The sequence below is a fragment of the Polaromonas sp. P1_E12 genome, assembly GCF_056405975.1.
Genome location: NZ_JBFUBB010000002.1, coordinates 715596 through 741098, shown reverse-complemented (window position 1 = coordinate 741098; position 25503 = coordinate 715596). Strand labels below are relative to the sequence as shown.

Here is a 25503-nt window from a genome sequence, read left to right as displayed (position 1 = left end):
CTGGCCATGCTTTTGAAATCAGCGCCCGCCTGAGTCATTGGTAAATATCCTTGTTGTACGTAAAAGGAGTTGGCCTGGGATGTCATTGACGGTGGACTACTGGTTGGCACCTACCGTGCGCCGCCCCAGCTTGCGTTCGCCAACAAGGAACTGGATCAATGCCGTGACCATAGACATCAGGACGATCAGTACAGTGCAGTACGCCAGCGCCACGCCATAGTCGCCAGTCCCTACCCTGCCAATGATGTAAGTGGTGGCCAGCTCGTATTCGGCTGTCACAAGAAAAATGACGGCAGAGACCGTGGTCATCGAGCGCACGAAGCTGTAGACCAGCGCGGCCACCAGGGCGGGCTTGAGCAAAGGCAACACCACACGGCGCAAGGTGGTCAGGCTGCTGGCCCGAAGCATGACAGAGGCTTCGTCGAGGGACCGGTCCAGCTGCTTGAACGATGCTGTTCCGGCCCGAACCCCGACAGGCAGATTGCGAAACACAAAGCACAGGACAATGACCAGGCCGGTACCCGTCAGCTCCACCGGCGGCACGTTGAAAGCCAGGATGTAGCTGACACCCAGCACCGTGCCGGGAATGGCAAACGTCAACAAAGCGGAAAACTCAAACAGGGCCTTGCCCCTGAATTCGGTCCGCGCCAGCAACCAGGCAATCAGCAAGCCGATGCTCGCGCAAACAGGCGCCGCAATGGCCGAAAGCGTGATGGTGTTGAACAACGAACCCCAGGCGGTTCCGGCCCAGACCAGACCATGCGCACCCCACTGCATGTCGAACGCAGTCTTGAAATGCATCAAGGTCAAGGTGTAATCGCGCCCCCAGATTTTGACAAAACCACCCGCGAACGCGAAGAAATAGACAACCATCGTGAAGACCAGCCAGGGGCCTGCGACCCAGGTGCACAGGCGGCGCACCCCTGTCGGCAGTGCCATGGGCACGCCAGCGTCGCCTTTACCGGAAACGGTTGTGAAGCTGGTTTTTCCCAGGATGCGCCGCTGCACGAAGAAGACCGTCAACGCAAACGTTGTCAGCACCAGGGCCAGGGCCGCGGCCATACCCTGGTCCAGTGAAGCGCCCACAATGGCAAAAAAGATTTCCGTTGAAAGGACTGCATAGCCGCTACCCAGAATGATGGGGTTGCCAAAATCGGAAATGCTTTCGATAAACCCCACCAGAAACGCATTGGCCAGGCCAGGCGCCAGAAGCGGTAGTGTGACGGTCAGGAAGGTTTTCATCCGGCTGGCACGCAGGGTCTGCGCAGCTTCCTCCAGGGATGGGCTGATGCCCTGCACCACGCCGCGCATGATCATGAAGGCAATGGGTGTGAAGGCGAACAGCTGCGCCAGCCAGACGCCAAATACCCCATAGAACCAGCGGGTGGGCGTGACGCCGAAAGACCATTCCATCAACTGGTTGACGATGCCGGCCCGGCCAAACAGCAGGATCAAACCCAGGCCCACGACAAACGGTGGCGTGATGATTGGCAGCATGGCCAGGGCGTTAAGCGGTTTCTGCAGGCGCCTGCTGGCGCTACGCTCCGCGATGAGCGCAATCATCGTGCCCAGCACGGTGGTGCCGGCCGCGGTCAGCAACGCCAGGTACAGGGTATTCCACGCCACGCCGCAATTGGTCCCGCCTCCCAGGCAGCCGACACCCCACACGCGCGCCGTGCCGACTCGCTCCCACACAGCCCCCAGGGCGAAACCTCCGTCTTCCGCATAGAAAGCAGCAGACAAGGATTTGGCGACCGGAAACACCACAAACAGCGACAGCAGCGCACCGCACCCCACGACCGTGGCGGCTACAAACACGTCACCACGGAAATAGCCCAGACGGGCGATACCCGAACCCAGCAACATGACCAGACAGACCAGGACCACAAAGCCACCCCAACCAATGCCGGATTGGCCTTGCGGGAGCGTACCCACCGCGGCATTGAGCCACTCGTAAGACCACCCCGTGGCCCCGATCACGAATCCGCTCACGCCCAACCCCAGCAGGCCGATCACGGCCCCTGCAATCAGCACGCCGCCTTGAAGCCTGCTGGCCGGCAACCAGGCGCCGACCCCTGCAACCAGCAAGCCGGCCACACCCGTCCACAGCCAGCTTCGACCAAGCAGAGCAGCGTGCGTCAGGCCATTGGCCGTCACGGGGTCGGTAAAGAGCCTGGGCATGGCAAAGAGCAGCGAGCCACTTTGCAGGTAGTACCACGGCAGCGCCAGGTAAGCGGCAAGGCCGATGAGCACCCAGACGTATATCGCCCGCTGGGTTCGTTCAGTGATTTGGACTGGCATAGGAGTAGCGAAGGGTCGAGCTGGATCGGCAGCTCTTGGGGTTGAAGGTTGTCAGCGCCACCCTGCTGCGCAGGGCGCCGCCCGAACTTACTTGGGCTGGTTGAAAACCTTGCGTTCCCAGTTGAGGATCAGCTGGCGGCGAATCGCCGTTTGCCCATATTTGGCGTAGTCGTAATCAATCAGCTTGATTTTTTTGAAATCAGGAATACGGGGATCCAGGGGGGTTGCCTTGTTGGAGGGCAACTGGAACTGCTTGACTGCGGCACCAAATTGCTGCGCGCCCGGCGTGAGGGCCCATTCGTAAAATTTCCTGGCGTTCGCCAAATTGCGTGCACCTTTAATAATGGACATGGAGCCCACCTCGGCACCAGTGCCATCCACGGGCGTGATGGCATCAACCGGGAAACCTTGCGCTTTTTCACCGGTGACATCATGTACAAAACTGATGGAGACAGACGCCTCGCCGCGGGCAACCGCTTTGATGGGCCCCACGCCGGAGCGTGGATAGGTGCCCACGTTTTTATGCAATGCCGACAGGTAATCGAACGCCTTTTCTTCGCCCATCATTTGCACCAACGTGGCGATCATGGTGTATGCCGTGCCGCTGGCACGAGGGTCCGCGACCAGGATCTCCCCCTTGTATTCCGGCTTGAGCAGGTCTGCCCAGACCTTGGGAATTGGCAGCTTTCTTTTGGCCAGCAGTTCGGTGTTGTAGCCAAAGCCCAGTGGCCCGGAATACACGCCCACGGCCTTGAAGCCCGACTGCTCCGCCTGCTTTTGCGCCCAGGCATGCAATTGGGGCAATGACGGAGACTTGTATTCGAGCGTCAGGTTCTGTTCCGCGGCCAGCAGATGCGGGTCACCCGTGCCACCAAACCAGAGGTCGGTCTTGGGGTTGGCGCGTTCGGCGGTGACCTGCGCCAGCGCCTCCCCCGACCCCTTCAGCGTCATGTTGACCTTGATGCCGCTGGTCTTGCCAAAGGTGGTTTGCATCAGGTTGCACCAGTCCGCCTGGGCGGAGCAGATGATATTGACTTCCCCCTCCTGGGCCAAAGCTGGAAGGCCGAGAGCAAGCAGCAAGGGGGCCGCAAAGAGCGCTGTTTTTTTCACGTTAGTCTCCTGAAGGATGGGCGACGAGGCCCGATTGAATACGTTCCATGTGTTGAGGTGTTCAGTCAAATGGCATGACCACGCTCACCCCCCGGGCCCCCAGATGCACGCTCACCGGGGAGCCCACCTGGCGGGCCTGTGTCTCGCTTTGCACCAGGACCATCAAGGTCCCCAGCGCCGTCAGCACGTGGTACTCGGTGTTGCGCCCCAGGTAGGCGTGTGAGAGAACTTTTCCGGGCAAGCCTTCTCCACTGGCGGGTGCCAGCTGCCAGGCATGTGGGCGCACCACGAGGCGGACTTTTCCCTGCCGCCGCGTCAGTCCGGGCGCGATGCGCAAGGGCCCCAGCTGAATCGCACCGGATACATCGGCCTGGGCGTCAAACATCACGGCATCTCCCATGAAGGCCGCAACAAATTCGCTGTGTGGCGTCTCATAGACTTCCTGCGGTGTGCCCACCTGCATGACCTGTCCTTCATGCATCACCACCACGGTGTCGCTGACCGCCATGGCTTCGCCGTGGTCATGCGTCACGTACAGCACGGTCAGCCCCAGGTTTTGCTGAAGGGCGCGTATGTCTTCCCGAATCTGGCGCCGCAAACCCGCATCCAGATTGGACAGCGGTTCATCCAGCAGCAATACCTTCGGCTGCAACGCAAGCGCCCGGGCCAGGGCCACACGCTGCTGCTGCCCCCCCGACAACACAGCCGTGTTGCTCCCTGCACTGCTCTGCAGCCCCACCATGCCCAGTGCGAGCCGCGCACGCTCGTCACGCTCGCGCGGACGCAGTCCCAGCATGCGCAAGCCGTAACGCACGTTGTCCAGTACGTTGAGATGCGGAAACAGGGCGTAGCTCTGGAACACCATGCTGATGGGACGTTGTTCGACGCCCATGTCGGTCACATCCACCCCGTCGAGCAGGACCCGGCCCGAGGTGGGCCGGGCCAGTCCCGCCACCATCCGCAGCAAGGTGGTCTTGCCACAACCGGACGGCCCCAGCAAGGTCGTCAGTTGCCTGGACGGTATGCGCAAGTGGATATTGCACAGGGCACGGACCCCATTGGGAAAGCTCTTGCTGATGGACTGGAACTGGACGGCGCTACTCATGGGGCACTTCCTGGGGCCACCGGACGACGGCATCCACCCCCACCACATGGTTGTCTTGCACACGGTTGAACAGATCCACTGCGGCGTTCATCGACAGTGCAATCTGGCGGCAAATTGACAACCCCAGGCCGACACCAGAGGTTCCCGACGATGACTGGAAAGGCTCGAACAGGCGGGCCTGGACAGCTTCATCCATGCCGCCACCGTTGTCCCAGATCAGCAGTTCGGTTTCGCTGGGCAAAGCCCGAATCACCAAGCCCAGAGCGCCGCCCTTGGGCGTGTGCTGGATAGCGTTGGACATCAGGTTACGGATCAACTCTCCCAACAACCAGGGATCGGTGATCAGGCGCACCGGAATGGCCTGCATCGAGAAGTCAAGTTTCTTGCGGGCCAGCAAGGGCGCAAATTCCATGACCACGTCACGTGCGGTAGTCGCCAGGTCCACTTCAACCCAGTTGGCCCGGCGTACCAATTGCTCCATCTTGGCGACAGACAGCAACTGGCGAACCAGCTCACTGGAACGGTCCACGGTATTGAGCATCTTGGGCAGCGTTTCCCGCACGTCCAGCTGCCCGGACATGGCGCCCTGCAGCTGGGTGCGCAGCACCGCAAAGGGCGTACGCAACTGGTGAGAGGCATCGGCCAGAAACTTCTTCTGCTGATCCAGCGATTCCTGCTGCTGCTGCATCAGCCAATTGACCGTCCTGGCCAATTGCCGCAGCTCAGCCGGCTGCTGGTTCGTGACCGGCCGCAAGTCTTCCGTGCGGCGGCTGTCGAGCTCTTGCCCCAACTCCACAACGGGTTTAAAGGCCTGGCGCAAAACCCACCACAAGGCGGTGGCAAACGCCAATACCTTGAACAGCCACCAAAGTCCTGCAGGCAACCCAAAGAGTGTCTGGGGGTATGCCGCGCCCACCCAGTCCAGAAGGCACCAGGCCAACAGCAGCCCCAGCGACCAGGCCCAGACAAACAACCGCATTGATCGCCCGGCCCGCCATGGGCGCCAAGCCGTCCATGGCTTTCCCCGCAGCAGGCTCACTGTTTTCACGGTTGATCCTGCCTTTCAGCCAGGGCATCATCCATCAGGTAGTAGCCAACGCCCCGCAGGGTGACAAGACTGGCTCCGGACCCCAGGATGCGTTTGCGTAACCGGTGCACCAGCACCTCAATGGCATCCGCACCGGCCGAGCCTTCGTCACCAAAGACGGCCTGGAGCAAGTCATCCTTGGCCACAGCCTTGCCGGGATGCATCATCAGCGCCTTGAGAAGGGCCAGTTCACGCCCCGACATTTCAAGCGGCAGTGCGCCGCGAAATACCTGTCCGTTGTCCAGGTCCAGGCGCAAGGCGCCGCAGCGGAAATCTTCCACGCCCAGGCTGCGGCGCACGAGCGCCTTCAGGCGGGCCACCAGCTCCTCCACATCAAAAGGCTTGATCAGGTAGTCGTCCGCGCCGGAGTTCAATCCCAGCACCCGGTCTTCGACCGCAGTACGCGCCGTCATGACCAGTACGGGAAGCCGGGAACCTTCGTCCCTCAGGTGCTGCAGCAAATCCAGGCCATCCATGCCGGGCAGGCTCAGGTCGAGCAGGGCCGCATCAAACGGGCGATGCCGTGCCATCACGAGCGCCTCCTTCCCGTCGGCGCAGCAAACGACATGGAACCCGCGGGCAACCAGCATGCGGCTCAGGGCGTCCACAAGATTCAGGTCGTCTTCAACCAGCAGGATGTTCATGAAACGAATCATGCTGGAGGACAGACGGTTAAACCACCGAGGAAACGCCGACACCTGGTGAAAGCTCGGTGAAAGCTGGGGCGTAAAGCGCAAAAAAAAACGTGCACCCGCCCACTCAAACAGGATATGCGGACTGCATGACCGGCTTATCGCGTAGTCCACACGTAAAGGAGCGCCAGCGTTTCAGGTCTGCGGCTGAATGCAGCCGGCCGCCGGCCTTCCCAACGACAGCAGGCTAGCGGAAGCGGTACGACACGGCGATAAACCCGGTGTCCTGCGTCCGGCGGCTGACCAGGGGACTGCCCTGAACCGAAGACCCCAGCCACTTGCGGCGCAGCTGCATCGTCAGCACCCAGGGGTCACCCAGCGGCACATCGACCCCCAGGCCCAGCGTGGGCGCTGTCGAGGCGCCGGCGTTGTAGGTTGTAAACCCGCTGGCGGCTGACTCGGCCGGGGTCACACCGTAGAGGTAGTTGTTGTATTTGGCGCTGGTGTGTTCCAGCCCCACCTGCGGAAAGAACGACCAGCTGCCGACCTTGAACTCCGCCGCGTAAGTGGCTTCCAGCAATGCACCGTGCGACTTGTTGGCGTCCACAAACGCGTTCACGAAAAACCCGCCGTAAGGCGTTTCCTGAAAGGTCCCTATGCCCAACGGGATCGGCCGCTTGCGGTCTTTCAGCCCCGACAGCGCGGCCGTATCGGCGCGCCAGCCGTCCTGGCTGATACGGCCAGAAAATTCCAGGTAGCCGTAGCCCATCCTTGCGGTCTTGATGCCCAGTGTGTCGACACGCGCAAAGAAGCGGCCATAGTCCGCATAGGCATAGGGCAGCAAGGCGGTGTCGTTGCTCTTGCTGCGGATCACGCTTTGCGTGCCATACACGGCGCCGCCGATGTCGCCCGTCAGCTGGTATTTGAGCGGGGTGGGTTGTGCCTGCGCGATGCCCGTAAACACCAAGCCGGTGAAGATCACAGCGGACGGCAAAAACCGAACACCCTGAGGTACAGGAGAAGAAGCCCGGGTAAGACGTTTCATCGCATGCCTTCTTTCCGGAAATGATGCGATCCAGTATAGGACCGGGCAGGAAAAACTGCGCACCCGTCCTGCAGGCGCGTCGCGGGGCCGCGACACTCAAGCCCCGGAACGCTCAGGCCGTGGCGAGTACTGTGCGGCGCACCCGGCGCACATTGAAGGCGCTGGCGATCAACACCGCCTGCATCAGCGCCAGGCCCAGCAGCACGCCGCGGTAGTAGCCATGGTCCATCATCGCGCCGAAGATCAGCGGCGACACGGCCTGGCCGATGTCCAGGCCTGCATACACCACGCCGTAAACCCGGCCCGAGGCGTTTTCGGGGGTTGAGCGCTTGACCAGCAGGTCACGCGACGGCCCGGCAATGCCGGTGGCGAAGCCCATGATGCCGAACAGCACAGGCACGACCCATGCGGGGTAGCTGCCCGCGGCCAGCAGCACCGCCACGGCAGCCGCCGCACCAAACCCGATGCCCACAATGCGCTCGCAGCGTGCGGGATCCGACGCCAGGAAGCCGCCAAAAACCATGCCGCCCGCGCTGCACACCATATAGACCGTCAGGCAAATGGCCACCAGCGCGAGCGGCACGTTGTGCAAGTGGCGCGCGGCTTCAGGTGCAAAGGCCTGCACCACGCTGAGGACAATGGCATACCAGAAGAAGAAAGAAAAACACATCCAGACGGCCGGTATCTTCAGAAAACCCAGACTGCTGTCGGCCGCGGGCGCGCCCTTGACCGGTGCCGCCATCGTGAGGGTGAGCTTGTCGCGGTTCATCACCAGCACCGCCAGCACCGCAAAAGCCAGCACACCGGCCGCCGCCAATGCCACGCGCCACGAATAGGCAAACGTCAGCGTCACCACCACTGCGGGGGCCAGTGCCCAGCCCAGACTGCCGGTGATGCCGTGCACGCTGTAGGCGTGGCCCAGGCGCGGCGCGCTGACTTTGCGGTTCAGCAGCGTGTAGTCCACCGGATGAAACACACCGTTGCCGACACCGGCAATCACGGCAAAGCCGGCCAGCATCCAGTAGCTGGTGCTGACGGAATACCCAAAAGCCGCCACACCGAGCAGGCTCAGCCCGGCAAACAGAATGGGGCGCGGCCCGAAGCGGTCGACCACAAAACCCGAGAGCGCCTGCACCGCGCATGACACCACAAAAAAGATCGTCATCAAGAAGCCCAGCTCCGCATAGCTGACGCTGAACTCTTCCTTGAGCCAGGGAAACAGCGGCGCCAGCAGCAGCTGACTGAAATGGCTGATCATGTGTGCGAGGCCCACCAGGCCGATCACGCTGGCGTCGGCACGAAAAGGGACTGCAGCGGGCGCGTTCAGGGTCGTACTTGAAGTATTCATGGCGCTATCGTAGTATTGGCCAAGCCTTCTGAAATGCGACATAAAGCCATGTTTCGGCGAATTTCAGACAAACCGCTTTGATGGCATTCGCCCCACGATCACATCCAGATTCAGGTGAACAGAATCTCCAACCATGCCGCAACGTAAAGCCCCGCTCCATTTCGTGCCGGTGGGCGACACCGACAACTTCACACCCAGCCGCCAGCGGCCGGTGCGCGTGCGGGCGCGGACGCTGGAAGCCGATACCCATTTCAAGCCCCATTCCCATGCCTGGGCGCAACTGGCTTACTGCTCTACGGGTGTCTTGCAGGTCACCGCCGAAAAGGCGGGCCATGCCGGCGGCGAAGTCACCTACATCGTGCCGCCCTCCCGCGCCGTGTGGATCGCGCCGGGGGCGCAACACCATGTCACCGTGCTGGAAGCGGCCGAATTCCGCACGCTGTACCTCGACGCCAGCGCCACCCCAAAGGGCTGGACTGGTTGCCGCGTGATGGTGGTGTCACCGTTGCTGCGCGAGTCCATCCACGCGCTCGATGCGGCCACCCCAGAGCACCCGCTGCCGACAGCCCGGGAACAACTCCTTTCCGGCCTTGTGCTGGACGAACTTGCGCGCGCCGACACCCAGGCGCTCGGCGTGCCCATGCCACATCCGCAAACCGGGGACAAACGGCTGCGCGCGCTCTGCGAAGCCGTGTTGCGCGCACCATCAGAGCGGGCCACGCTGGCCGAATGGGCTGCCGGCACCGGCGCCAGCGAACGCACGGTGGCCAGGCTTTTTCGCGACGAACTGGGCCTGAGCTACCAGCAATGGCGCCAGCAAGCCATCCTGGCCCACGCCCTGCCCCTGCTCACGCGCGGGCAATCGGTCAGCACCGTGGCGGCGGCCAGCGGTTATGCCAGCGACAGCGCCTTCACCGCGATGTTCAAGGCCGCCATGGGCCAGCCACCCAGTCATTTTCAGAGTAAATAGACCTACCCCCGTCCGGGCTCACTTCGTGTAGCCCGTTCCCCCCTCAAGGGGGCGGTGCCTGGGGCCGGCAAAGCCGGACCCTCGGCCCCCACTGGTGAAATACCCCTCGCTGGCTATCATGGCTTGATGCAACTCCCCGCGACAAAGAATACCCAGCAAAGCCGACGGTGGCGTGCCGCAGCATGCGTGGCACTGACCGCCTGGCTGGCCGCGGCCAGCCAGGTACACGCACAGCCAGCCCCCTCAAACCACCCAACCCTGCTGCGCGAGCTGAACCGGGTACGGGAGGACGGTTGTGACGGGCGCGGCGCCAAGGTTTCCCTGCTGCGTGAAAACAGCGCCCTGTCGCGGGCGGCACAGCTCATGGGCGGCGGCCGCACGATGGACGAGGCGTTGAAAGCTGTCGACTACCGCGCCGTGCGGACCGCACAGATTGCCGTGCGCGGCGCGACCGGCCCCTCAGCGCTGGCGCGCAGGACCCTGGGCAAATCATGCAGCGCAGTCATGCATGCCGAGCTCGCTGAAGCCGGTTTCTACCAGCGCGGGGCACAAACCTGGGTCATTCTGGCCGCCCCCTTCTCGCCTCCCGCGGCGGCCCAGGCCGGCGATGTGCAAGCGCGGGTGCTGGCTTTGGTCAATGAAGCACGCGCCAGCCCGCGCCGCTGCGGTGCGCAGGCTTTTGCAGCCGCAGGACCGCTGCAATACAGCCCCCTGCTGTACAACATCGCCGGGGTGCATGCCACAGACATGGCGAGGTACAGCTACTTCAGCCACACCGGGCGCGATGGCAGCGACGTGGCCAGCCGCGCCACACGCGCGGGCTACGGCTGGAAGGCCATTGGCGAAAACATCGCCGCGGGGCAGATGCAGGCCGACACCGCCGTGCAGGGCTGGCTGAACAGCCCCGGCCATTGCGCGAACATCATGGCGCCCGCGTATACCGAAATGGGCACGGCCTTTGCGGTCAACACCCAGAGCAGCGCCGGTATTTACTGGGTGCAGGTGTTCGGGGCGCAGCGGTAAGTCACCTTGCCCGGGGCGCCCTGCTGTCAGTGTTTTTCAAACGCCGCGTTGAGGCGGCGCAGCAAGGGCTTGTTCAGCTCGCGTGTGTGCCTGTTCCAGCGTTCCATGGACCGCTGCAGCTCAATCTGCAGGCGCGCGCTGGTGGCGGTATCCCCGTTCATCGCGGCCCAGATGGCGTATTCAGCGCGGCTTTCAAAGCTGCCAAAACGGTCCACGGCGGATTCAAACTCCGCTTTCGCGTCCGCCCCCCTGCCGGCGCCGGCAAAGGCCTGGGCAAGCAGCAGCGACACCAGCTCCGCGCGAAAGGCGGGGTCGGTCTTGCGGATGAATTCAAGGTGAGTGATGGCCTCGGCATAGCGCTCGCAGGCGAAATAGGCCCTTGAGGCGCCCAGCCGGATTTCCAGGTCGGAGGCGAATGGGCCCTTTAGGCATGCGTCGTAACTCTGCGCAGCTTCCAGCGCCTGGCCGGCTTCGAGCAGCGCAGAGGCCAGCCGCATCTGGTTCTGCGCGGTGGGCGTGTAGTCAAACGCAGCGTGTGCTTCACGGAGTTCGCGTGTCGGGTCCAGTGTTTTTGCGGCTGCGGCCACGACCTTGCGCGCACCGCGTTCCAGCCGCGAATCCGGCAGGTAGACCGCCAGGAAGTAGACGAGGCTGCCCAGCATGGGAAACGAAAACAGGATGATCAGCCAGTACATCTGCTGGCCGCTACGCAAGGCATGAACGGCAAAGAACACCGCCACAATGAAATGAAGTCCCAATCCGACAAAAGGCATGGCCCATCCCTCCAGTTATTTTGGGGGGATTCTAAAGGGGCGTTAAGGAATGGGCCAGACCTTTCAGTTACCGGCAGGAAGCGCCGTCTCCTCCCCATCGCCATCAAATAGGCGCAAGGCGAGCAGGCCGTGCCCCACGCTGGCGCCTGCCCGCACAGCCGCCGCAACCAGAACCACTTCCGCCAGCTCCTCGCGCGTCACGCCCAGCCGCCTGGCCGCGCGGGTGTGCACGTCCAGGCAATAGCCACATTGGGTGGTAAGCGCCACCGCCAGCGAAATCAGCTCGCGCACACGGGGCTCAAGATGGCCGCCTTCGCGCTTGGCCGCATGGTCAAACGCGAGGAAAGCCCGGGCCTCCACAGGCGCCAGCCGCACGAAGGCTGGCGCCAGTTGCAGGTCTTGGGGTGACTGGTAACCGGCGCTCATGGCTGGCCTTTGCTGTCTGCTGACCTGCGGCGCCGCGCGATGGTTTCAAACAGGCCCACAAGCCAGCACATCGGGCAGCCGCGCATCAACACCAGCGCGCCCGCCAGGGGAAGCAACGCCCACAGGGAATGCACCTGGAAAACCAGAGCGGCGCACACGAGCAAGGCCAGCGCGCCTATCCCGCGCAGCAGATGTTGGGTGACCGAGGTGCTACAGAACATGGGCACCTCCGGTGGATGCGGTGCCACCCATGGTGCCGCCCGGCGCACAGTCAGGAAGATTTCGTTGCGGAAAAAACATCAGGATCTCCTTGTCGGTGGTTGATACCGGCAAAGAGGCCCACATTCAGCAAAAGGATTCGGGTTTCCTCAAAGAAATTTGAACGGCGCCATCACCAGAACGCCAGCCCTTCAGGTCAAACCTCAGATCAAGCGCTTGAGCAAGCCCATCACCTGGTCAAAGCGTTTGCCATAAGGCGGATAAAACAGGTCGCCCCTCGCCCACTTTGACTGCACCATCACCGGCTTTTGCTGCGTCAGCCGCAGGAAACCGGTTTCGCCGTGGTAGCTGCCCCAGCCGCTTTCGCCCACACCGCCGAAAGGCAGGTTCTCGTGCGCGATGTGCATCAGCGTGTCGTTGACAGTGACGCCGCCGCTCACGGTGCGCGCCAGCACGTGGTCGCGGGCACCGGCGTCGGTGCCAAACCAGTACAGCGCCAGCGGCCTGGGGCGGGCGTTGACATAGCCAATCGCGTCATCGATCGACGCATAGGGAATCACCGGCAGGATGGGGCCGAAGATTTCCTCGCTGAGCAGTTTCGAGCCGGCGGGCACATCGAACACCAGCACCGGCGCCATCTGGCGCGACGCCGCGCCCGCGCCGGGCGCACCGGCCTGGATGGTTTGCAGGCGCGCGCCCTCACCTTCGGCCTGGGCCAGCAGCGCCTGCAGGCGTTCATGGTGGCGCGGGCTGATGATGGCAGCGTAATCGGGGTTGCCGGCGATGGTGGGAAACAGCGCGGCCACGGCGCGCGCAAAGGCTTCGCCAAACGCGGCTTCACTGCCCTTGGGCAGCAGCACGTAGTCGGGCGCGATGCAGGTCTGGCCGGCGTTCAGCAGTTTGCCGTGGGCGATCTTGATGGCGGCCTTGTCGATGTCGCAGGACGCGTCGATGATGCAGGGTGACTTGCCGCCCAGTTCCAGCGTGGTGGGCGTGAGGTTGGCGGCGGCCGCTTCGGCGACCTTGCGGCCCACGGCGGTGGAGCCGGTAAAAAACAGGTGGTCAAACGGCAGCCCGGCAAATTCGGCGGCCAGGACGCCGTCGCCCTGCACCACGCAGAGTTCATCAGGTGCGAAGGATTGTTCAATCAGGGCCGCCAGCAAGGCAGAAGTTTTCGGCGTCAGCTCACTGGGCTTGAGCATGACGCGGTTGCCGGCCGCCAGCGCGGTGATGACCGGCCCGAGCGACAGCTGCACCGGGTAGTTCCACGGCGACACCACGCCCACCACGCCCAAGGGCTGGCGCTGCAGGTAGGCCCGCGCGGGCTGCAGGTACAGCGGCGTGCGCACTTTCACGGGTTTCATCCACTTTGGCAAATGCCGCAGGGTACTGGACAGCAGCGAGCGCAGCACAAAGATGTCGGCGATTTCGGTGAGCTGGGGCGACCGCACGCCGAAGTCTGCGTTGACGGCCTGTGCCAGCGCGCTGCCGTGCTCATCCAGCAAAGCACGAATACGCAGCAGGCGCTCCCGCCGCAGGGCCAGCGGAACCTCTGTCTGTGCCCGGCTGGCCTGGTGCTGGGCTTCGAACAATGTGCGAAGGACGGACGGAGGTGTGCTGGAACTCATGCGGCCATGATAGGGGCCACAGGGGCAGAGCAGTAGGGACGCAACTCCAGCAGCACTGCGGGTTGACCCTGAGGCACTTGACCCCATTTACAGACCTGATGCAGAACCTGTTGACGGTCTAAACGGGTTCTCAGGCATTTGGCTGACAATCGCGCCGGCACTTATCCGCTATGGTGGTTGGCAGGTAAACCATCCCTGATGAAAGTGTTTCATGGAATTCAAGGATTACTACAAGGTCATGGGCGTAGAGCGCAGCGCCACGCCCGACGAGATCAAAAAGGCACACCGCAAGCTGGCACGCAAATACCATCCCGACGTCAGCAAGGAAAAAAACGCCGAGGCACGCTTCAAGGAAATCGCCGAAGCCTACGAGGTGTTGCGCGATCCTGAAAAGCGCACCGCTTACGACCAACTGGGCGCCAACTACCAGGCCGGGCAGGACTTCCGCCCGCCACCGGGCTGGAACCCGGGGCAGGCCTCCAGGGGTGCCACCGGCGCTCCCCATTTTGGCGGAGCCGAAGGTTTTGACCACAGCGACTTTTTCGACGCGATCTTCCGCGGCATGGGCGGAGGGCCGCAAGGCCGGGGTGGTTTTGACGATATGCGCGGCAGCCGAAGCTTTGACATGCATGGCCAGGACCAGCACGCCAAAATCCAGATCGACATCGGCGACTCCTACAGCGGCGCCACGCGCAAGCTGCAGTTGCGCATGCCGATGGAGAGTGAAGCCGGCGTGACGATGCAGGACCGCAGCATCGAGTTCGTCATCCCCAAGGGCATACGCGCAGGCCAGCACATTCGCCTGGCGGGCCAGGGCTCTCCCGGTATGGGTCAAGGCAGCCCGGGCGACCTTTACCTGGATGTTGAATTTCTGCCGCATGCCCTGTACCGTGCCGAGGGCCATGACGTGTACATGAATCTGCCCGTCGCGCCATGGGAAGCCGCGCTGGGCGCCGAGGTGGAAGTGCCCACGCCCACCGGCGAGGTGGAGCTGAAAATCCCGGCGGGCTCTGCCGGCGGGCGCAAGCTCAGGCTCAAGGGACGCGGGCTGCCGGGCAAGACCCCGGGAGATTTTTATTTTGTGCTGCAGGTGGTCTTGCCGGCCGCGGACACGGATGCGGCAAAGAAAGCGTACGAAGACATGGCGGCGGCATTCAAGGCCTTCAGGCCGCGCACCGCCCTGCAAACCTCGGGAGCCAAGGCATGAACACCCCCACCCGCTACCTCGCCGGCTTCATCCTGGAAGACCAGGATGAACTCACCCTTGACGATCTCTGCCGGGCCTGCTCCGCGCAGTCGGAGCTCATCGTGGACCTGGTACACGAAGGCCTGCTGGCGCCTGTGGGAGAGGCTCCTGAGGTCTGGCGCTTCACCGGCGTGCACTTGCACCGGGCCACCGTGGCTGTGCGCCTGCAGCGCGACCTGGGGGTGAACCCAGCAGGTGCGGCGCTGGCAATGGAACTGATGGACGAGCTGGACAGTCTGCGCCGACAGCTGCACCGGCTGCAGGACAACTGACTCATCGGCGCGGGCAATCTTCTATATAGGACAGATCATGGCGCTCGCTGCCAAAGCAGCATGGGAGAATTCGCGCCATGTCCACCGAAGCAGCGCCCGCCCTGAAAAACATCTTTGACAAGGCGCGCTACCACCACATCGCGGCTGAAACCGCTGTGATCTACCCGCGTTTTGACGGTAAAAAATTTCTTGCACTCGCGCTCCCTGGCCTGGACGAGCTCTCGCTGATGCAGCGCCTGCGGCGCACCAGCGAGTGCCTGCACGCCACATTGCCGGCTGACTTCCCAAAAGCCATCGCCATCCTGCGCAAGCTGGCCCCGCGCATCAACAGCGGCTTCGTCACGCTGGTACTGCCGGACTATGTGGGCCTGTATGGGCGCGATGATTTCGACACCTCCATGGAGGCGCTGAAGTTTTTCACCGCCTTCGGGACCTCGGAGTTCGCCATCCGTGAATTCATCCGCCAGGACCCTGCGCGCACGCTGGCCGTGATGAAGGCCTGGGCCAAAGACGGGAGCGAGCATGTGCGGCGCCTGGCCAGCGAAGGCAGCCGCCCTCGCCTGCCCTGGTCTTTCAGGCTGGATGCGCTGATGGCCGACCCCGAACTTGCCGCGCCCATCCTGGAATCGCTGAAGTCCGACAGCAGCCTCTACGTACGCAAGTCGGTGGCCAACCACCTCAACGACGTCACCAAGCTGCACCCCGACTGGGTGCTGGAGCGTCTGAAGAGCTGGCCGCTGGACAACCCGCACACCGCGTGGATTGCCCGGCACGCGCTGCGCACACTGATCAAGCAGGGCGACAGGCAGGCGCTGGGTGTGATCGGCGCCGGTAAAAAGGCGGACGTCGGCATCAGCGGTTTGTCCATCACCCCCAAGAAACTCACCCTGGGCGAGCGGATGTCACTGTCGTTCACACTGCAATCCACCTCGCGCCAAAGCCAGCGGCTGGTGGTGGACTACGCGGTGCACTACGTCAAGAAATCGGGCAGCAGCTCGGCCAAGGTATTCAAACTCAAGGAGTTAACGCTGGCCGCCGGCGAAAGCGTGCAGCTGTCGCGCAGCCAGGTCGTGCGCGACTTCACCACCCGTGTGCACCATGCCGGGCGGCACGCGGTGGACATCATGGTCAATGGGGAACGCCTTGCGAGCGGGCATTTTGACCTGGTGAAGACCTGAAATGGCTACAGCCCAATAAAGACAAGAGCAAGCAGCTATCAAATATATAGCAATCCAATATACTACCTTGTCGCAGGGCCGCGCAGCCCAGGCACCTGGCGGCGGGCTTTGTACAGTAGCTACCTGACGCCCTCCCGCCGCCCTTCCGATTCCCATACCAAGCACCAAGGACATGTTCATGCGCCAACTCACCCTGCAACGATTCAGCCCCGCCTATTGCGCCCTCAGCCTGGTGCTGCTTCTGTCCGCCTGCGGAGGCGCCGGCGGTGAAGAGATCGGCGCGGTCGACACGGTCTTCAAATTCATCGGGCCGGACCACAAGATCGTGGTGGAAGCCTATGACGACCCCAAGGTGAGCGGCGTCACCTGTTATGTCTCGCGCGCCAAGACGGGCGGTATCAAGGGCGCATTCGGCGTGGCCGAAGACAAGGCCGAAGCCTCGATAGCCTGCCGGCAGACCAGCGTGATCAGTTTCCCGGGAGGCAAACCGATCGAGAAGCAGGAAGAAATGTTCAGCGAACGCATTTCGCTGGTCTTCAAAAAGCTGCGTGTGGTGCGCATGGTGGACACCAAACGCAACACCCTCGTCTACCTCACCTATTCCGACCGCGTGATCGAAGGTTCGCCGCAGAACAGCGTGACAGCGGTTCCGGTGCCGGCGGGCACGGTGATTCCGGTGAAGTAAAGGCCCGGCTACGGTCTTCGCGGCTGGCGGGTCTGAATACCCCCGCTGGCCAGCGGGACTAGCGTACTGTGCCATCGGCGTTTTCGCTTTTGACAACAGAATTCCGACCCATGACCCAAACCACCGCCACCTCCCTGAGCGATTTCCCCATCACCCGGAAATGGCCCGCCCAGCACCCTGACCGCATCCAGCTGTATTCGCTGCCCACGCCCAATGGCGTCAAGGTATCGATCATGCTGGAAGAGTGCGGCCTGCCCTACGAGCCGCACCTCGTCGACTTTGGCAGCAACGACCAGATGTCGCCGGCATTTCTGTCGCTCAACCCGAACAACAAGATCCCGGCCATCCTCGATCCGAACGGTCCTGGCGGTAAACCGCTGGGCCTATTCGAGTCCGGCGCGATCCTGATCTACCTTGCCGAGAAGACCGGTAAATTCCTGCCAACGGACGCAGCTGCCCGTTACGAAACCATCCAGTGGCTGATGTTCCAGATGGGCGGCATCGGCCCGATGTTTGGCCAGCTCGGTTTTTTCCACAAGTTCGCCGGCAAGGACTATGAAGACAAGCGCCCGCGCGACCGCTACGTTGCCGAATCCAGCCGCCTGCTTGGTGTGCTGAACCAGCGGCTCGAAGGCCGCAGCTGGATCATGGGCGACGACTACACGATTGCCGACATCGCCACCTTCGGCTGGGTGCGCAACCTGATCGGGTTTTATGGCGCCGGTGAGCTGGTGGAGATCCAGAAATTCCCCAACGTGACGCGCGTGCTCGACGCGTTTGTGGCGCGCCCTGCGGTCGTCAAGGGGCTGGGCATACCCGCGCGCGGCTGACGCCCCCACGCGAACACGGCGGACAGGCCGGGATGGTCAAATTGGCTATCATGGCGGGCATGTCCGCCAAGCCAGCTCCTAGCCCGGAACAGATTACAACGGACCGCTTTCGCCTGCTGGTGGATGCGGTGCAGGACTACGGCATCTTCATGCTCGACACCGCGGGCAACGTGATGTCCTGGAATATCGGCGCCCAGCGCATCAAACAGTACCGGGCCGACGAGATCATCGGCCGCAATTTCTCCACCTTTTACCCCCCTGAGGCCGTCGCCGCCGGATGGCCCGCCGAGGAATTGCGCCGCGCGGAAAGAGATGGGCGCTTCGAGGAAGAAGGCTGGCGCATCCGCAAGGACGGCAGCCGTTTTTGGGCCAATGTCGTCATTACCGCGCTCAGGGACGAGAACGGACAACTCGCCGGTTTCGGCAAGGTCACACGCGACCTCACGGAACGCCGGGCTCACGAGGAAGCGCTGCGCGAGAGCGAGGAACGCTTCAGGTTCATGATCGAAGGGGTGCGGGACTACGCGATCTTCATGCTCAGCCCCGACGGCGTGATCGAGAGCTGGAACAGCGGCGCGCAGCTCATCAAGGGCTACAGTCCGAGCGAAGTCATCGGCAAACATTTCAGCCTGTTTTACCGTCCTGAAGACCTTGAGGCCGGCAAACCCCAAGCCGAACTGAAGGCGGCCCTGGAGCATGGCCGGGCTGAAGAAGAAGGCTGGCGCGTTCGGCGGGACGGCTCGGTGTTTTGGGCCAATGTGGTGATCGCCCCGGTGTATGACACGGGCCGGCAACTGCGCGGCTTTGTCAAAGTCACACGCGACATGACCGAAAGGCGGCGCCTGCACGAGCTGGAAAAATCCAGCAAGCGCATGAGCGAGTTCCTGGCCATGCTGGCGCACGAGCTGCGCAACCCGCTGGCCCCCATCCGCAACGCCATCACCATCCTGCAACTGGAACCCTCCCCCAGCCCGCTGGTTCGAAGCAGCCGCGACATGATTGACCGGCAGCTCACGCACATGACACGCCTGGTTGACGACCTGCTCGATGTCGGGCGGCTGACCACCGGCAAGATCCGGTTCAAGACGGAGCAGGTTTCCTACAACCAGGTGGTGGCCCGCTCCATTGAGGCCGTGCGCCCCTTGTTTGATGCGCGGCGCCACCGCCTGAAGGCAGACATCCCGGCCGCGTCGCCGCTGGTGCAGGGAGACGCCACACGGCTTGCCCAGGTCCTGCAGAACCTGCTGGTCAATGCCGCAAAGTACACCCCCGAGGCGGGCCTGATCGAGCTGAAAGTCTGGCAAGAGGGCACGCAGCTCTACACCTCGGTCCGCGACAACGGGCTGGGTCTGTCGTCCCAGGCGCTCAGCCAGATCTTCGAGCTGTTCTCCCAGGGCGACGCGCAGACAGCCGCGCGGGAAAGCGGGCTGGGCATCGGCCTGACGCTGGCACGCTCCCTGGTGGAAATGCACGGCGGCGCACTGCATGCTGAAAGCGAGGGCCCAGGCCGCGGCAGCACATTCACTTTTTTCCTGCCCAATGCGCAGACAGGCGTGCACGGCACCGATGACGCAAGCGGTCCGGGCGCGGCCATCCTGGTGGTGGACGACAACCGCGACGCAGCCAATAGCCTGGCGGAGATTCTCAGGCTGATGGACTGCCAGGTGAAAGTGGCCTATGACGGCCCCGCTGCGCTGGAGATGTTTCGCCAGCAGGCACCCCAGGCCGTTTTGCTGGACCTCGGCATGCCGGGAATGAACGGCTACGAGGTGCTGGCAGCCCTGCGCGCCCTGCACGGCGGCGAGCAGGTGACGGTCGCGGCCCTCACCGGCTTCGGCACGGACGAAGACAAAAGCCGCGCGCTGGCCGCCGGGTTCGACGAGCACCTCACCAAGCCGCTGGACTTTACCGCCCTGCAGGCATTTCTGCAGACCGCCGGCGTGGTGGTTTGAGCGTTTGGGCGGCCAGGAAGGCTGTTTCTGCCCCTTTTCAGGCATCAAAAATGTCTGCAGCCTAATAACACCGTGCGCCAGCAGCTATCAAATAGATAGCAATTTCAGGAATGCCAATGTGTGTAGCTCGCCCGCAAGGCCCGCCGGCAGGCCGCCGCGGCCATGGGTGTATAACCAGAGCCCCCGGTCCCGCGCTTTTTCCTCATCCCGCGCGTGGCCGCTCACCTCACATCAATAAGCATCAAGCCGGGCGCATGAAGCGCCACGACACACCAAGGAAGATCAAACATGGGCGCGCAGTGGAAAGCAAAAGGCAAGGAACTGGCCGCAAATGCCAAGGGCAAGGTATTTGGAAAACTGGCCAAGGAAATCATGGTGGCCGCGCGCAGCGGTGCCGACCCGTCATTGAACGCCCGCCTGCGGCTGGTGGTGGAGCAGGCCCGCAAGGTCTCCATGCCCAAAGACACGCTGGAGCGCGCCATCAAAAAAGGCGCCGGCCTCACGGGCGATGCGGTTCATTTTGAACACGTGATCTACGAAGGTTTTGCCCCCCACCGCGTGCCGGTCATGGTCGAATGCCTGACCGACAACCTGAACCGCACCGCATCCGAAGTTCGTGTGCTGTTTCGCAAGGGGCAGCTGGGCACTTCCGGCTCGGTGTCCTGGGATTTTGACCACGTGGGCATGATTGAAGCCGAACCTGCCGCAGCAGGCGCCGACCCCGAGCTGGCCGCCATTGAAGCGGGCGCCCAGGACTTTGAGCCGGGCGAAGAAGAAGGCACCACCCTGTTCCTGACCGACGCAGTCGACCTGGACCTGGTGAGCCGCGCACTGCCGGCCCAGGGTTTCAGCGTGCTGTCGGCCAAGCTGGGCTACAAGCCGAAAAACCCGGTCGATCCGGCAACCCTCAGCGCCGCCGAACTCGAGGAAGTCGAAGCCTTCCTGGCCGCCATCGATGCCAATGACGATGTGCAGACCATTTATGCGGGCCTGGGCAGCTAGGGCCTGTCTGTTTGCGTTCCCCGGGCGTTTCCCGGGTCAGTTGCCCATCAGCGCGCGCACATGCGCCGCCGTGCCGCTGGCCAGGCCTTCCATGCTGTAGCCTCCCTCGAGGACGGAAACCACACGGCCCTCGGCGGTTTCATCGGCCACCTTCATCAACTCCCGGGTGATCCAGTGGTAATCGTCGTCCGTGAACTTCAGGCCGCCCAGCGGATCCAGATGATGGGCATCGAAGCCCGCGGAGATGATCAGCAGCCCGGGCGCAAACTTGCGCAGGGCCGGCAACAACTGGTCGGTCATCGCGGCGCGGAAGGCGGCAGACCCGGTGCCCCGCGGAAACGGCACATTCACGATGTTTCCAGCCACGCCGGTTTCATGGCGCGCGCCGGTGCCGGGGTAAAACTGGGACTGGTGGCAGGAACCGTAGAACAGGTCCGGGTCGTCGTAGAACGAGTTCTGCGTGCCGTTGCCGTGGTGCACGTCGAAGTCCACCACCGCAACACGCTGGATGCCGTGCCGCTCGCGGGCATGCAGCGCTGCAATGGCCGCCTGGTTGAACACGCAAAAACCCATGGCCTGGTCGGCCTCGGCATGGTGGCCGCAGGGGCGGGTAGCGCAAAAAACGTTGCTCGCCTCCCTTGTCACCACATCGTCCACGCCGGCACAGGCCGCACCCACGCAACGCATCACCGCCTCCAGCGAGCCCGGCGACAGGATGGTGTCACCGGCATCGAGCGCGCGGTAACCCTCGGCCGGCGACACAGCCTGCACTTGCTCCACATAGCCGGGTGTGTGCACGTGGAGCACCTGATCGAAGGAGCCCAGCGGCGCATCGCGCCAGAGCGCCTTCGCAAACTCCGGTGTCTTCAGTGCCCGCAGCACGGCTTCGAGACGCTCGGGCGACTCCGGGTGGTGCGGGCCGGGACGATGGTCGAAACAGGCTTCGTGGGTGTAGATCAGGGTGCTCATGGGCGTTTGTCTCCTTTGCAGCGCCGGCGCCGCCATGCAGTCGATGGCTTTCATGGCTGCGGGTTTTTGTACGGTCTCGTGAATGACTTTAACGGATCCTGTCCGCAAGCCGCTCTGCCAGCCGCCTCAGACGGCGAGCAAGAAAAAACCCGTTGCCTGCGTGCGCAGGAACGGGTTTTTGTCTTTTTCACATCAATAATGGCCACCAGCCCCCGCTGGTAAGCGCGAGCAGCTATCAATCCGATAGCAAGCTGCAGGCGCCGCTCAGCCCGGCCTCACCCGGCCGCCGCTTCGAAGCTGAACACCCCCGGATTCTGGATCGGGTCCACATCCACCGGGATGGTGCTCTTGGGCGGGAACTTGCCCTCAAGCAATAACTTCGACAGCGGGTTTTCAATGCGCTGCTGAATCGCACGCTTGAGCGGGCGCGCGCCAAACACCGGGTCGAACCCGACCTTGGCGAGCTCGGCAATCGCCGCTTCCGACACCTCCATGTTGAGGTCCATCTTCTGCAGACGCGCTATCAGCGTACGCAGCTGGATGCGGGCGATGGACTCGATGTTTTTCGCGTCGAGCGAATGGAACACCACGGTCTCGTCGATACGGTTCAGGAACTCGGGCCGGAAGTAGTTCTTCAGCTCGCCCTCCACCGCTTCCTTCACATCCTCATAGGGCTGCCCCACCATGGACTGGATGATGGGCGAGCCGATATTGCTGGTCATGACGATCACGGTATTCTTGAAGTCCACGGTGCGGCCCTGGCCGTCGGTCAGGCGGCCATCGTCCAGCACCTGCAGCAGCACATTGAAGACATCGGGGTGGGCTTTTTCCACCTCATCGAGCAGCAGCACGCTGTAGGGCTTGCGGCGCACGGCTTCGGTCAGGTAGCCGCCCTCCTCGTAGCCCACGTAGCCGGGAGGCGCGCCGATCAGGCGGGCCACGGAATGCTTTTCCATGAACTCGCTCATGTCGATGCGGATCAGGTGGTCTTCGCTGTCGAACAGGAAACCCGCCAGCGCCTTGCACAGCTCGGTCTTGCCGACGCCGGTGGGGCCCAGGAACAGGAAAGATCCCGTAGGCCGGTTCGGGTCGGAAAGACCCGAACGCGAGCGGCGGATGGCATTGGCCACGGCGCCGATGGCTTCGTCCTGGCCGACCACACGCTCGTGCAGCTTGCCTTCCATGAGCAGCAACTTGTCGCGCTCGCCCTGCATCAGCTTGCTGACGGGGATGCCGGTGGCGCGCGCCACGACCTCGGCGATCTCTTCAGCGCCGACCTGGGTGCGCAGCAAGGTGGGCGCACTGGACTTTCCCTTGCTGGCTTCGCTAGCCTGCGCTTCTTTGAGGCGCTTTTCCAGCTCGGGCAGCTTGCCGTATTGCAGCTCGGCGACTTTGTTGAAGTCGCCCTTGCGGGTGAATTCCTCGATCTGGAAGCGAATGCGGCCGACTTCTTCCATCACGTCCTTGGAGCCGAGCGCCTGGGCTTTTTCGGCCTGCCAGATTTCATCGAGGTCGGATATCTCCTTTTGCAGCTTGGCGATCTCCTCTTCAATCAGGTCGAAGCGCTTTTTCGAAGACTCGTCTTTTTCGCGGCGCACGGCTTCGCGCTCGATCTGTAGCTGGATCAGGCGGCGGTCGAGCTTGTCCATGACCTCGGGCTTGGAGTCCATCTCTATCTTGATCTTGGCCGCGGCTTCATCGATCAGGTCGATGGCCTTGTCGGGCAGGAAACGGTCGGTGATGTAGCGATGGCTCAGCTCGGCCGCGGCCACGATGGCCGGGTCGGTGATCTGCACGCCGTGGTGCTCTTCGTATTTCTCTTGCAGGCCACGCAGGATGGCAATCGTCGCCTCCACGCTCGGCTCGCCCACCAGAATCTTCTGGAAGCGGCGCTCCAGTGCGGCGTCTTTTTCGATGTACTTGCGGTATTCGTCGAGCGTAGTGGCGCCGACGCAATGTAACTCGCCGCGTGCCAGCGCAGGTTTGAGCATATTGCCCGCGTCCATGGCGCCTTCTGCCTTGCCGGCGCCCACCATGGTGTGCAACTCGTCAATGAAGACGATGGTCTGGCCTTCGTCCTTGGCGAGTTCGTTGAGCACGGTTTTCAGGCGCTCTTCAAACTCACCGCGGAACTTGGCGCCGGCCAGCAGTGCGGCCATGTCCAGGCTCAGCACACGCTTGCCCTTGAGCGAATCCGGCACCTCACCGGCCACGATGCGCTGGGCCAGGCCTTCTACGATGGCGGTCTTGCCGACGCCGGGCTCGCCGATCAACACGGGGTTGTTTTTGGTTCGGCGCTGCAGCACCTGGATCGCGCGGCGGATTTCATCGTCGCGGCCGATCACCGGGTCGAGCTTGCCCAGGCGGGCGCGCTCGGTCAGGTCCGTGCAGTATTTCTTGAGGGCTTCGCGCTGGCCTTCGGCGTCGGCGCTGTTCACGCCCTGCCCGCCGCGCACGGCGTCGATCGCCGCTTCCAGCGCCTTGCGGGTCAGGCCGTTTTCTTTGGCCAGCCGGCCCACGTCGCTCTTGCTGTCGGCCACAGCCAGCAAAAAGAGTTCACCTGCAATGAACTGGTCGTTGCGCTTGATGGCTTCTTTTTCAGTGGCCTGCAGCAGCCTGGCGAGGTCGGGGCTGACCTGGATCTGGTCCTGGCCCTGCACCTGCGGCAGTTTTTTAACGGCCGCATCAGCTGCCTGCGTGAGGCCGCCCACGTTGACGCCGGCTTTTTCAAGGAGGGCACGCGGGCCGTCTTCCTGGCGCAGCATGGCTGCCAACAGGTGAACCGGCTCGATATAGCCGTTGTCGTTGCCCAGCGCGAGGGACTGCGCATCGCTCAGGGCTTCCTGGAATTTGGTGGTTAATTTGTCTTGTCGCATTGAATTTGACTCCGCAAAGGGGCTCCGGGCTCACAAAGGAGCGGTTATTGCCGAGTTTGGGGCTTTTACGCCCCTTTTCAAGTCATCTAGCAGCAAGCAAGGCAAGCCATTGGGCCGCGTTTGATGTGCGTCAAGCCCGCCCGGTTCAGGCGTTGCCGGACCACCTTGTCCAGCGGCTTCGGGATCCACCAGCCAAAGACGCCTCGCTGCCCTTGGGAAAAGAGCCACTGCCGGTCACAGAGATCAAGGTGTTTTTGCTTGCGTGAAGCGCAACGGCCTGCTACCTGAACTTGAAAACCGCCAAACTACTGCGCCCTGACCTTGATAATTCCTGCCGCAGCCAGCTCCGCAACAGCCGTTCTTGCAAATTTGCCCGCCACGCTTTTGCTGTCACTGCCGATGGGCGTACCTCCCTTGATTTCAACGGACCAAGGCTTTGTGCCTGGCGGTGATTCCTTGAAGTGAACGGAAACAACCAGAACAGCCCCTGGACCCGTTATGGTGTGGTGAGTCCCAGTGACCCGGATACGAATCTGCGCATCATCGCCGCGCGTTGCACCGCCGTCTTTTAGCGCTGTTTCAATCTGGGCAGTCATTTGCCCCCGGATTTCAGTCAGCAGCTCTTCGACCTCTTTCCTGGCAGATACGACATATGCGCCGCTGACAGGCGGAGGGGAATAGCCGTAAGTGGAAACGGTGACGGCCATGGGTATGGCGCCAGGATTGACCCACACAACTTCGGCGCTGCTTACCCGCCTGGTCTGCACATCGGGTGTTTGTCGCGTGATATTGCTTGCACAACCAGCCAAGCCTATGAAGCAGATAA

Annotated in this window: 23 protein-coding genes; 9 read left to right on the top strand and 14 right to left on the bottom strand. The window is 62.9% G+C overall.

Annotated elements, in window-relative coordinates:
- Nucleotides 1-96 precede the first annotated feature (96 nt).
- The 7 genes from AC1D13_RS09295 to AC1D13_RS09265 form a co-directional block, all read right to left on the bottom strand.
- Nucleotides 97-2301, bottom strand: coding sequence for an ABC transporter permease (locus AC1D13_RS09295; RefSeq protein WP_477689391.1), 2205 nt, complete (start codon nt 2299-2301; stop codon nt 97-99).
- 87 nt (nt 2302-2388) lie between these two features.
- Nucleotides 2389-3411, bottom strand: coding sequence for an ABC transporter substrate-binding protein (locus tag AC1D13_RS09290; protein WP_477689390.1), 1023 nt, complete (start codon nt 3409-3411; stop codon nt 2389-2391).
- A gap of 61 nt (nt 3412-3472) precedes the next feature.
- Nucleotides 3473-4516: an ABC transporter ATP-binding protein gene (locus AC1D13_RS09285; protein ID WP_477689389.1), complete on the bottom strand. Its 1044-nt coding sequence runs from the start codon at nt 4514-4516 to the stop codon at nt 3473-3475.
- Nucleotides 4509-5495 carry a sensor histidine kinase gene (locus tag AC1D13_RS09280; RefSeq protein ID WP_477689388.1) on the bottom strand — a complete coding sequence of 329 codons (987 nt, stop codon included), beginning with the start codon at nt 5493-5495 and terminating at the stop codon, nt 4509-4511. The genes AC1D13_RS09285 and AC1D13_RS09280 overlap by 8 nt, the downstream gene beginning before the upstream one ends.
- 65 nt (nt 5496-5560) lie before the next feature.
- The gene (locus AC1D13_RS09275; protein WP_477689387.1) at nt 5561-6259 is read right to left on the bottom strand and encodes a response regulator transcription factor; all 699 of its coding nucleotides are present in this window, start codon (nt 6257-6259) and stop codon (nt 5561-5563) included.
- A gap of 223 nt (nt 6260-6482) precedes the next feature.
- Entirely contained in the window at nt 6483-7280 is a 798-nt protein-coding gene (locus AC1D13_RS09270; RefSeq protein WP_477665789.1) for a MipA/OmpV family protein, read from the bottom strand.
- A 112-nt stretch (nt 7281-7392) separates the two neighbouring features.
- Nucleotides 7393-8628, bottom strand: coding sequence for an MFS transporter (locus AC1D13_RS09265; RefSeq protein ID WP_457280447.1), 1236 nt, complete (start codon nt 8626-8628; stop codon nt 7393-7395).
- Nucleotides 8629-8761: 133 nt separating this feature from the next.
- On the opposite strand from AC1D13_RS09265, the gene AC1D13_RS09260 reads away from it, so the two are divergent.
- Together AC1D13_RS09260 and AC1D13_RS09255 are read left to right on the top strand one after the other, a co-directional pair.
- Nucleotides 8762-9598 carry an AraC family transcriptional regulator gene (locus AC1D13_RS09260; protein WP_457280446.1) on the top strand — a complete coding sequence of 279 codons (837 nt, stop codon included), beginning with the start codon at nt 8762-8764 and terminating at the stop codon, nt 9596-9598.
- A gap of 186 nt (nt 9599-9784) precedes the next feature.
- Nucleotides 9785-10621: a CAP domain-containing protein gene (locus AC1D13_RS09255; RefSeq protein ID WP_477665788.1), complete on the top strand. Its 837-nt coding sequence runs from the start codon at nt 9785-9787 to the stop codon at nt 10619-10621.
- Between the two features lie 26 nt (nt 10622-10647).
- Here AC1D13_RS09255 and AC1D13_RS09250 read toward each other — a convergent pair whose 3' ends face one another.
- The 4 genes from AC1D13_RS09250 to AC1D13_RS09235 form a co-directional block, all read right to left on the bottom strand.
- Entirely contained in the window at nt 10648-11394 is a 747-nt protein-coding gene (locus AC1D13_RS09250; protein ID WP_477665787.1) for a hypothetical protein, read from the bottom strand.
- A 63-nt stretch (nt 11395-11457) separates the two neighbouring features.
- Nucleotides 11458-11820, bottom strand: coding sequence for a carboxymuconolactone decarboxylase family protein (locus tag AC1D13_RS09245; RefSeq protein WP_477665786.1), 363 nt, complete (start codon nt 11818-11820; stop codon nt 11458-11460).
- Nucleotides 11817-12041 (bottom strand): hypothetical protein, encoded by a 225-nt coding sequence (locus AC1D13_RS09240; protein ID WP_477665785.1) that lies wholly within the window; start codon nt 12039-12041, stop codon nt 11817-11819. The genes AC1D13_RS09245 and AC1D13_RS09240 overlap by 4 nt, the downstream gene beginning before the upstream one ends.
- A 201-nt stretch (nt 12042-12242) precedes the next feature.
- A complete protein-coding gene (locus tag AC1D13_RS09235) occupies nt 12243-13667 on the bottom strand; it encodes a coniferyl aldehyde dehydrogenase (RefSeq protein ID WP_477665784.1) in 1425 nt (474 codons plus the stop codon).
- Nucleotides 13668-13878: 211 nt separating this feature from the next.
- Between AC1D13_RS09235 and AC1D13_RS09230 the strand changes: the two genes are divergently transcribed.
- The 7 genes from AC1D13_RS09230 (at nt 13879) to AC1D13_RS09200 (ending at nt 20832) form a co-directional block, all read left to right on the top strand.
- On the top strand, nt 13879-14874 hold the full coding sequence (locus AC1D13_RS09230; protein WP_457280440.1) for a DnaJ C-terminal domain-containing protein: 996 nt from the start codon (nt 13879-13881) through the stop codon (nt 14872-14874).
- Nucleotides 14871-15185 carry a chaperone modulator CbpM gene (locus tag AC1D13_RS09225; protein WP_477665783.1) on the top strand — a complete coding sequence of 105 codons (315 nt, stop codon included), beginning with the start codon at nt 14871-14873 and terminating at the stop codon, nt 15183-15185. The genes AC1D13_RS09230 and AC1D13_RS09225 overlap by 4 nt, the downstream gene beginning before the upstream one ends.
- Before the next feature lie 77 nt (nt 15186-15262).
- On the top strand, nt 15263-16363 hold the full coding sequence (locus AC1D13_RS09220) for a DNA alkylation repair protein (protein ID WP_477665782.1): 1101 nt from the start codon (nt 15263-15265) through the stop codon (nt 16361-16363).
- A gap of 178 nt (nt 16364-16541) precedes the next feature.
- Nucleotides 16542-17048 (top strand): CreA family protein, encoded by a 507-nt coding sequence (locus AC1D13_RS09215; RefSeq protein WP_457280437.1) that lies wholly within the window; start codon nt 16542-16544, stop codon nt 17046-17048.
- 110 nt (nt 17049-17158) lie between these two features.
- A complete protein-coding gene (locus AC1D13_RS09210; protein WP_457280436.1) occupies nt 17159-17878 on the top strand; it encodes a glutathione S-transferase N-terminal domain-containing protein in 720 nt (239 codons plus the stop codon).
- Nucleotides 17879-17937: 59 nt separating this feature from the next.
- Nucleotides 17938-19830 (top strand): PAS domain-containing hybrid sensor histidine kinase/response regulator, encoded by a 1893-nt coding sequence (locus AC1D13_RS09205; protein WP_457280974.1) that lies wholly within the window; start codon nt 17938-17940, stop codon nt 19828-19830.
- Between the two features lie 288 nt (nt 19831-20118).
- Nucleotides 20119-20832, top strand: a complete 714-nt coding sequence (locus tag AC1D13_RS09200) for a YebC/PmpR family DNA-binding transcriptional regulator (protein WP_457280435.1) — start codon at nt 20119-20121, stop codon at nt 20830-20832.
- 36 nt (nt 20833-20868) lie between these two features.
- Here the strand turns inward: AC1D13_RS09200 and AC1D13_RS09195 are convergent, their stop codons facing one another.
- From AC1D13_RS09195 to AC1D13_RS09185, 3 genes are all read right to left on the bottom strand, one after another.
- Nucleotides 20869-21801: a histone deacetylase family protein gene (locus AC1D13_RS09195; protein ID WP_457280434.1), complete on the bottom strand. Its 933-nt coding sequence runs from the start codon at nt 21799-21801 to the stop codon at nt 20869-20871.
- 275 nt (nt 21802-22076) lie between these two features.
- A complete protein-coding gene (gene clpB, locus AC1D13_RS09190; protein WP_457280433.1) occupies nt 22077-24677 on the bottom strand; it encodes an ATP-dependent chaperone ClpB in 2601 nt (866 codons plus the stop codon).
- A gap of 305 nt (nt 24678-24982) precedes the next feature.
- Nucleotides 24983-25384 (bottom strand): hypothetical protein, encoded by a 402-nt coding sequence (locus AC1D13_RS09185; protein WP_457280432.1) that lies wholly within the window; start codon nt 25382-25384, stop codon nt 24983-24985.
- Between the last annotated feature and the right edge of the window lie 119 nt (nt 25385-25503).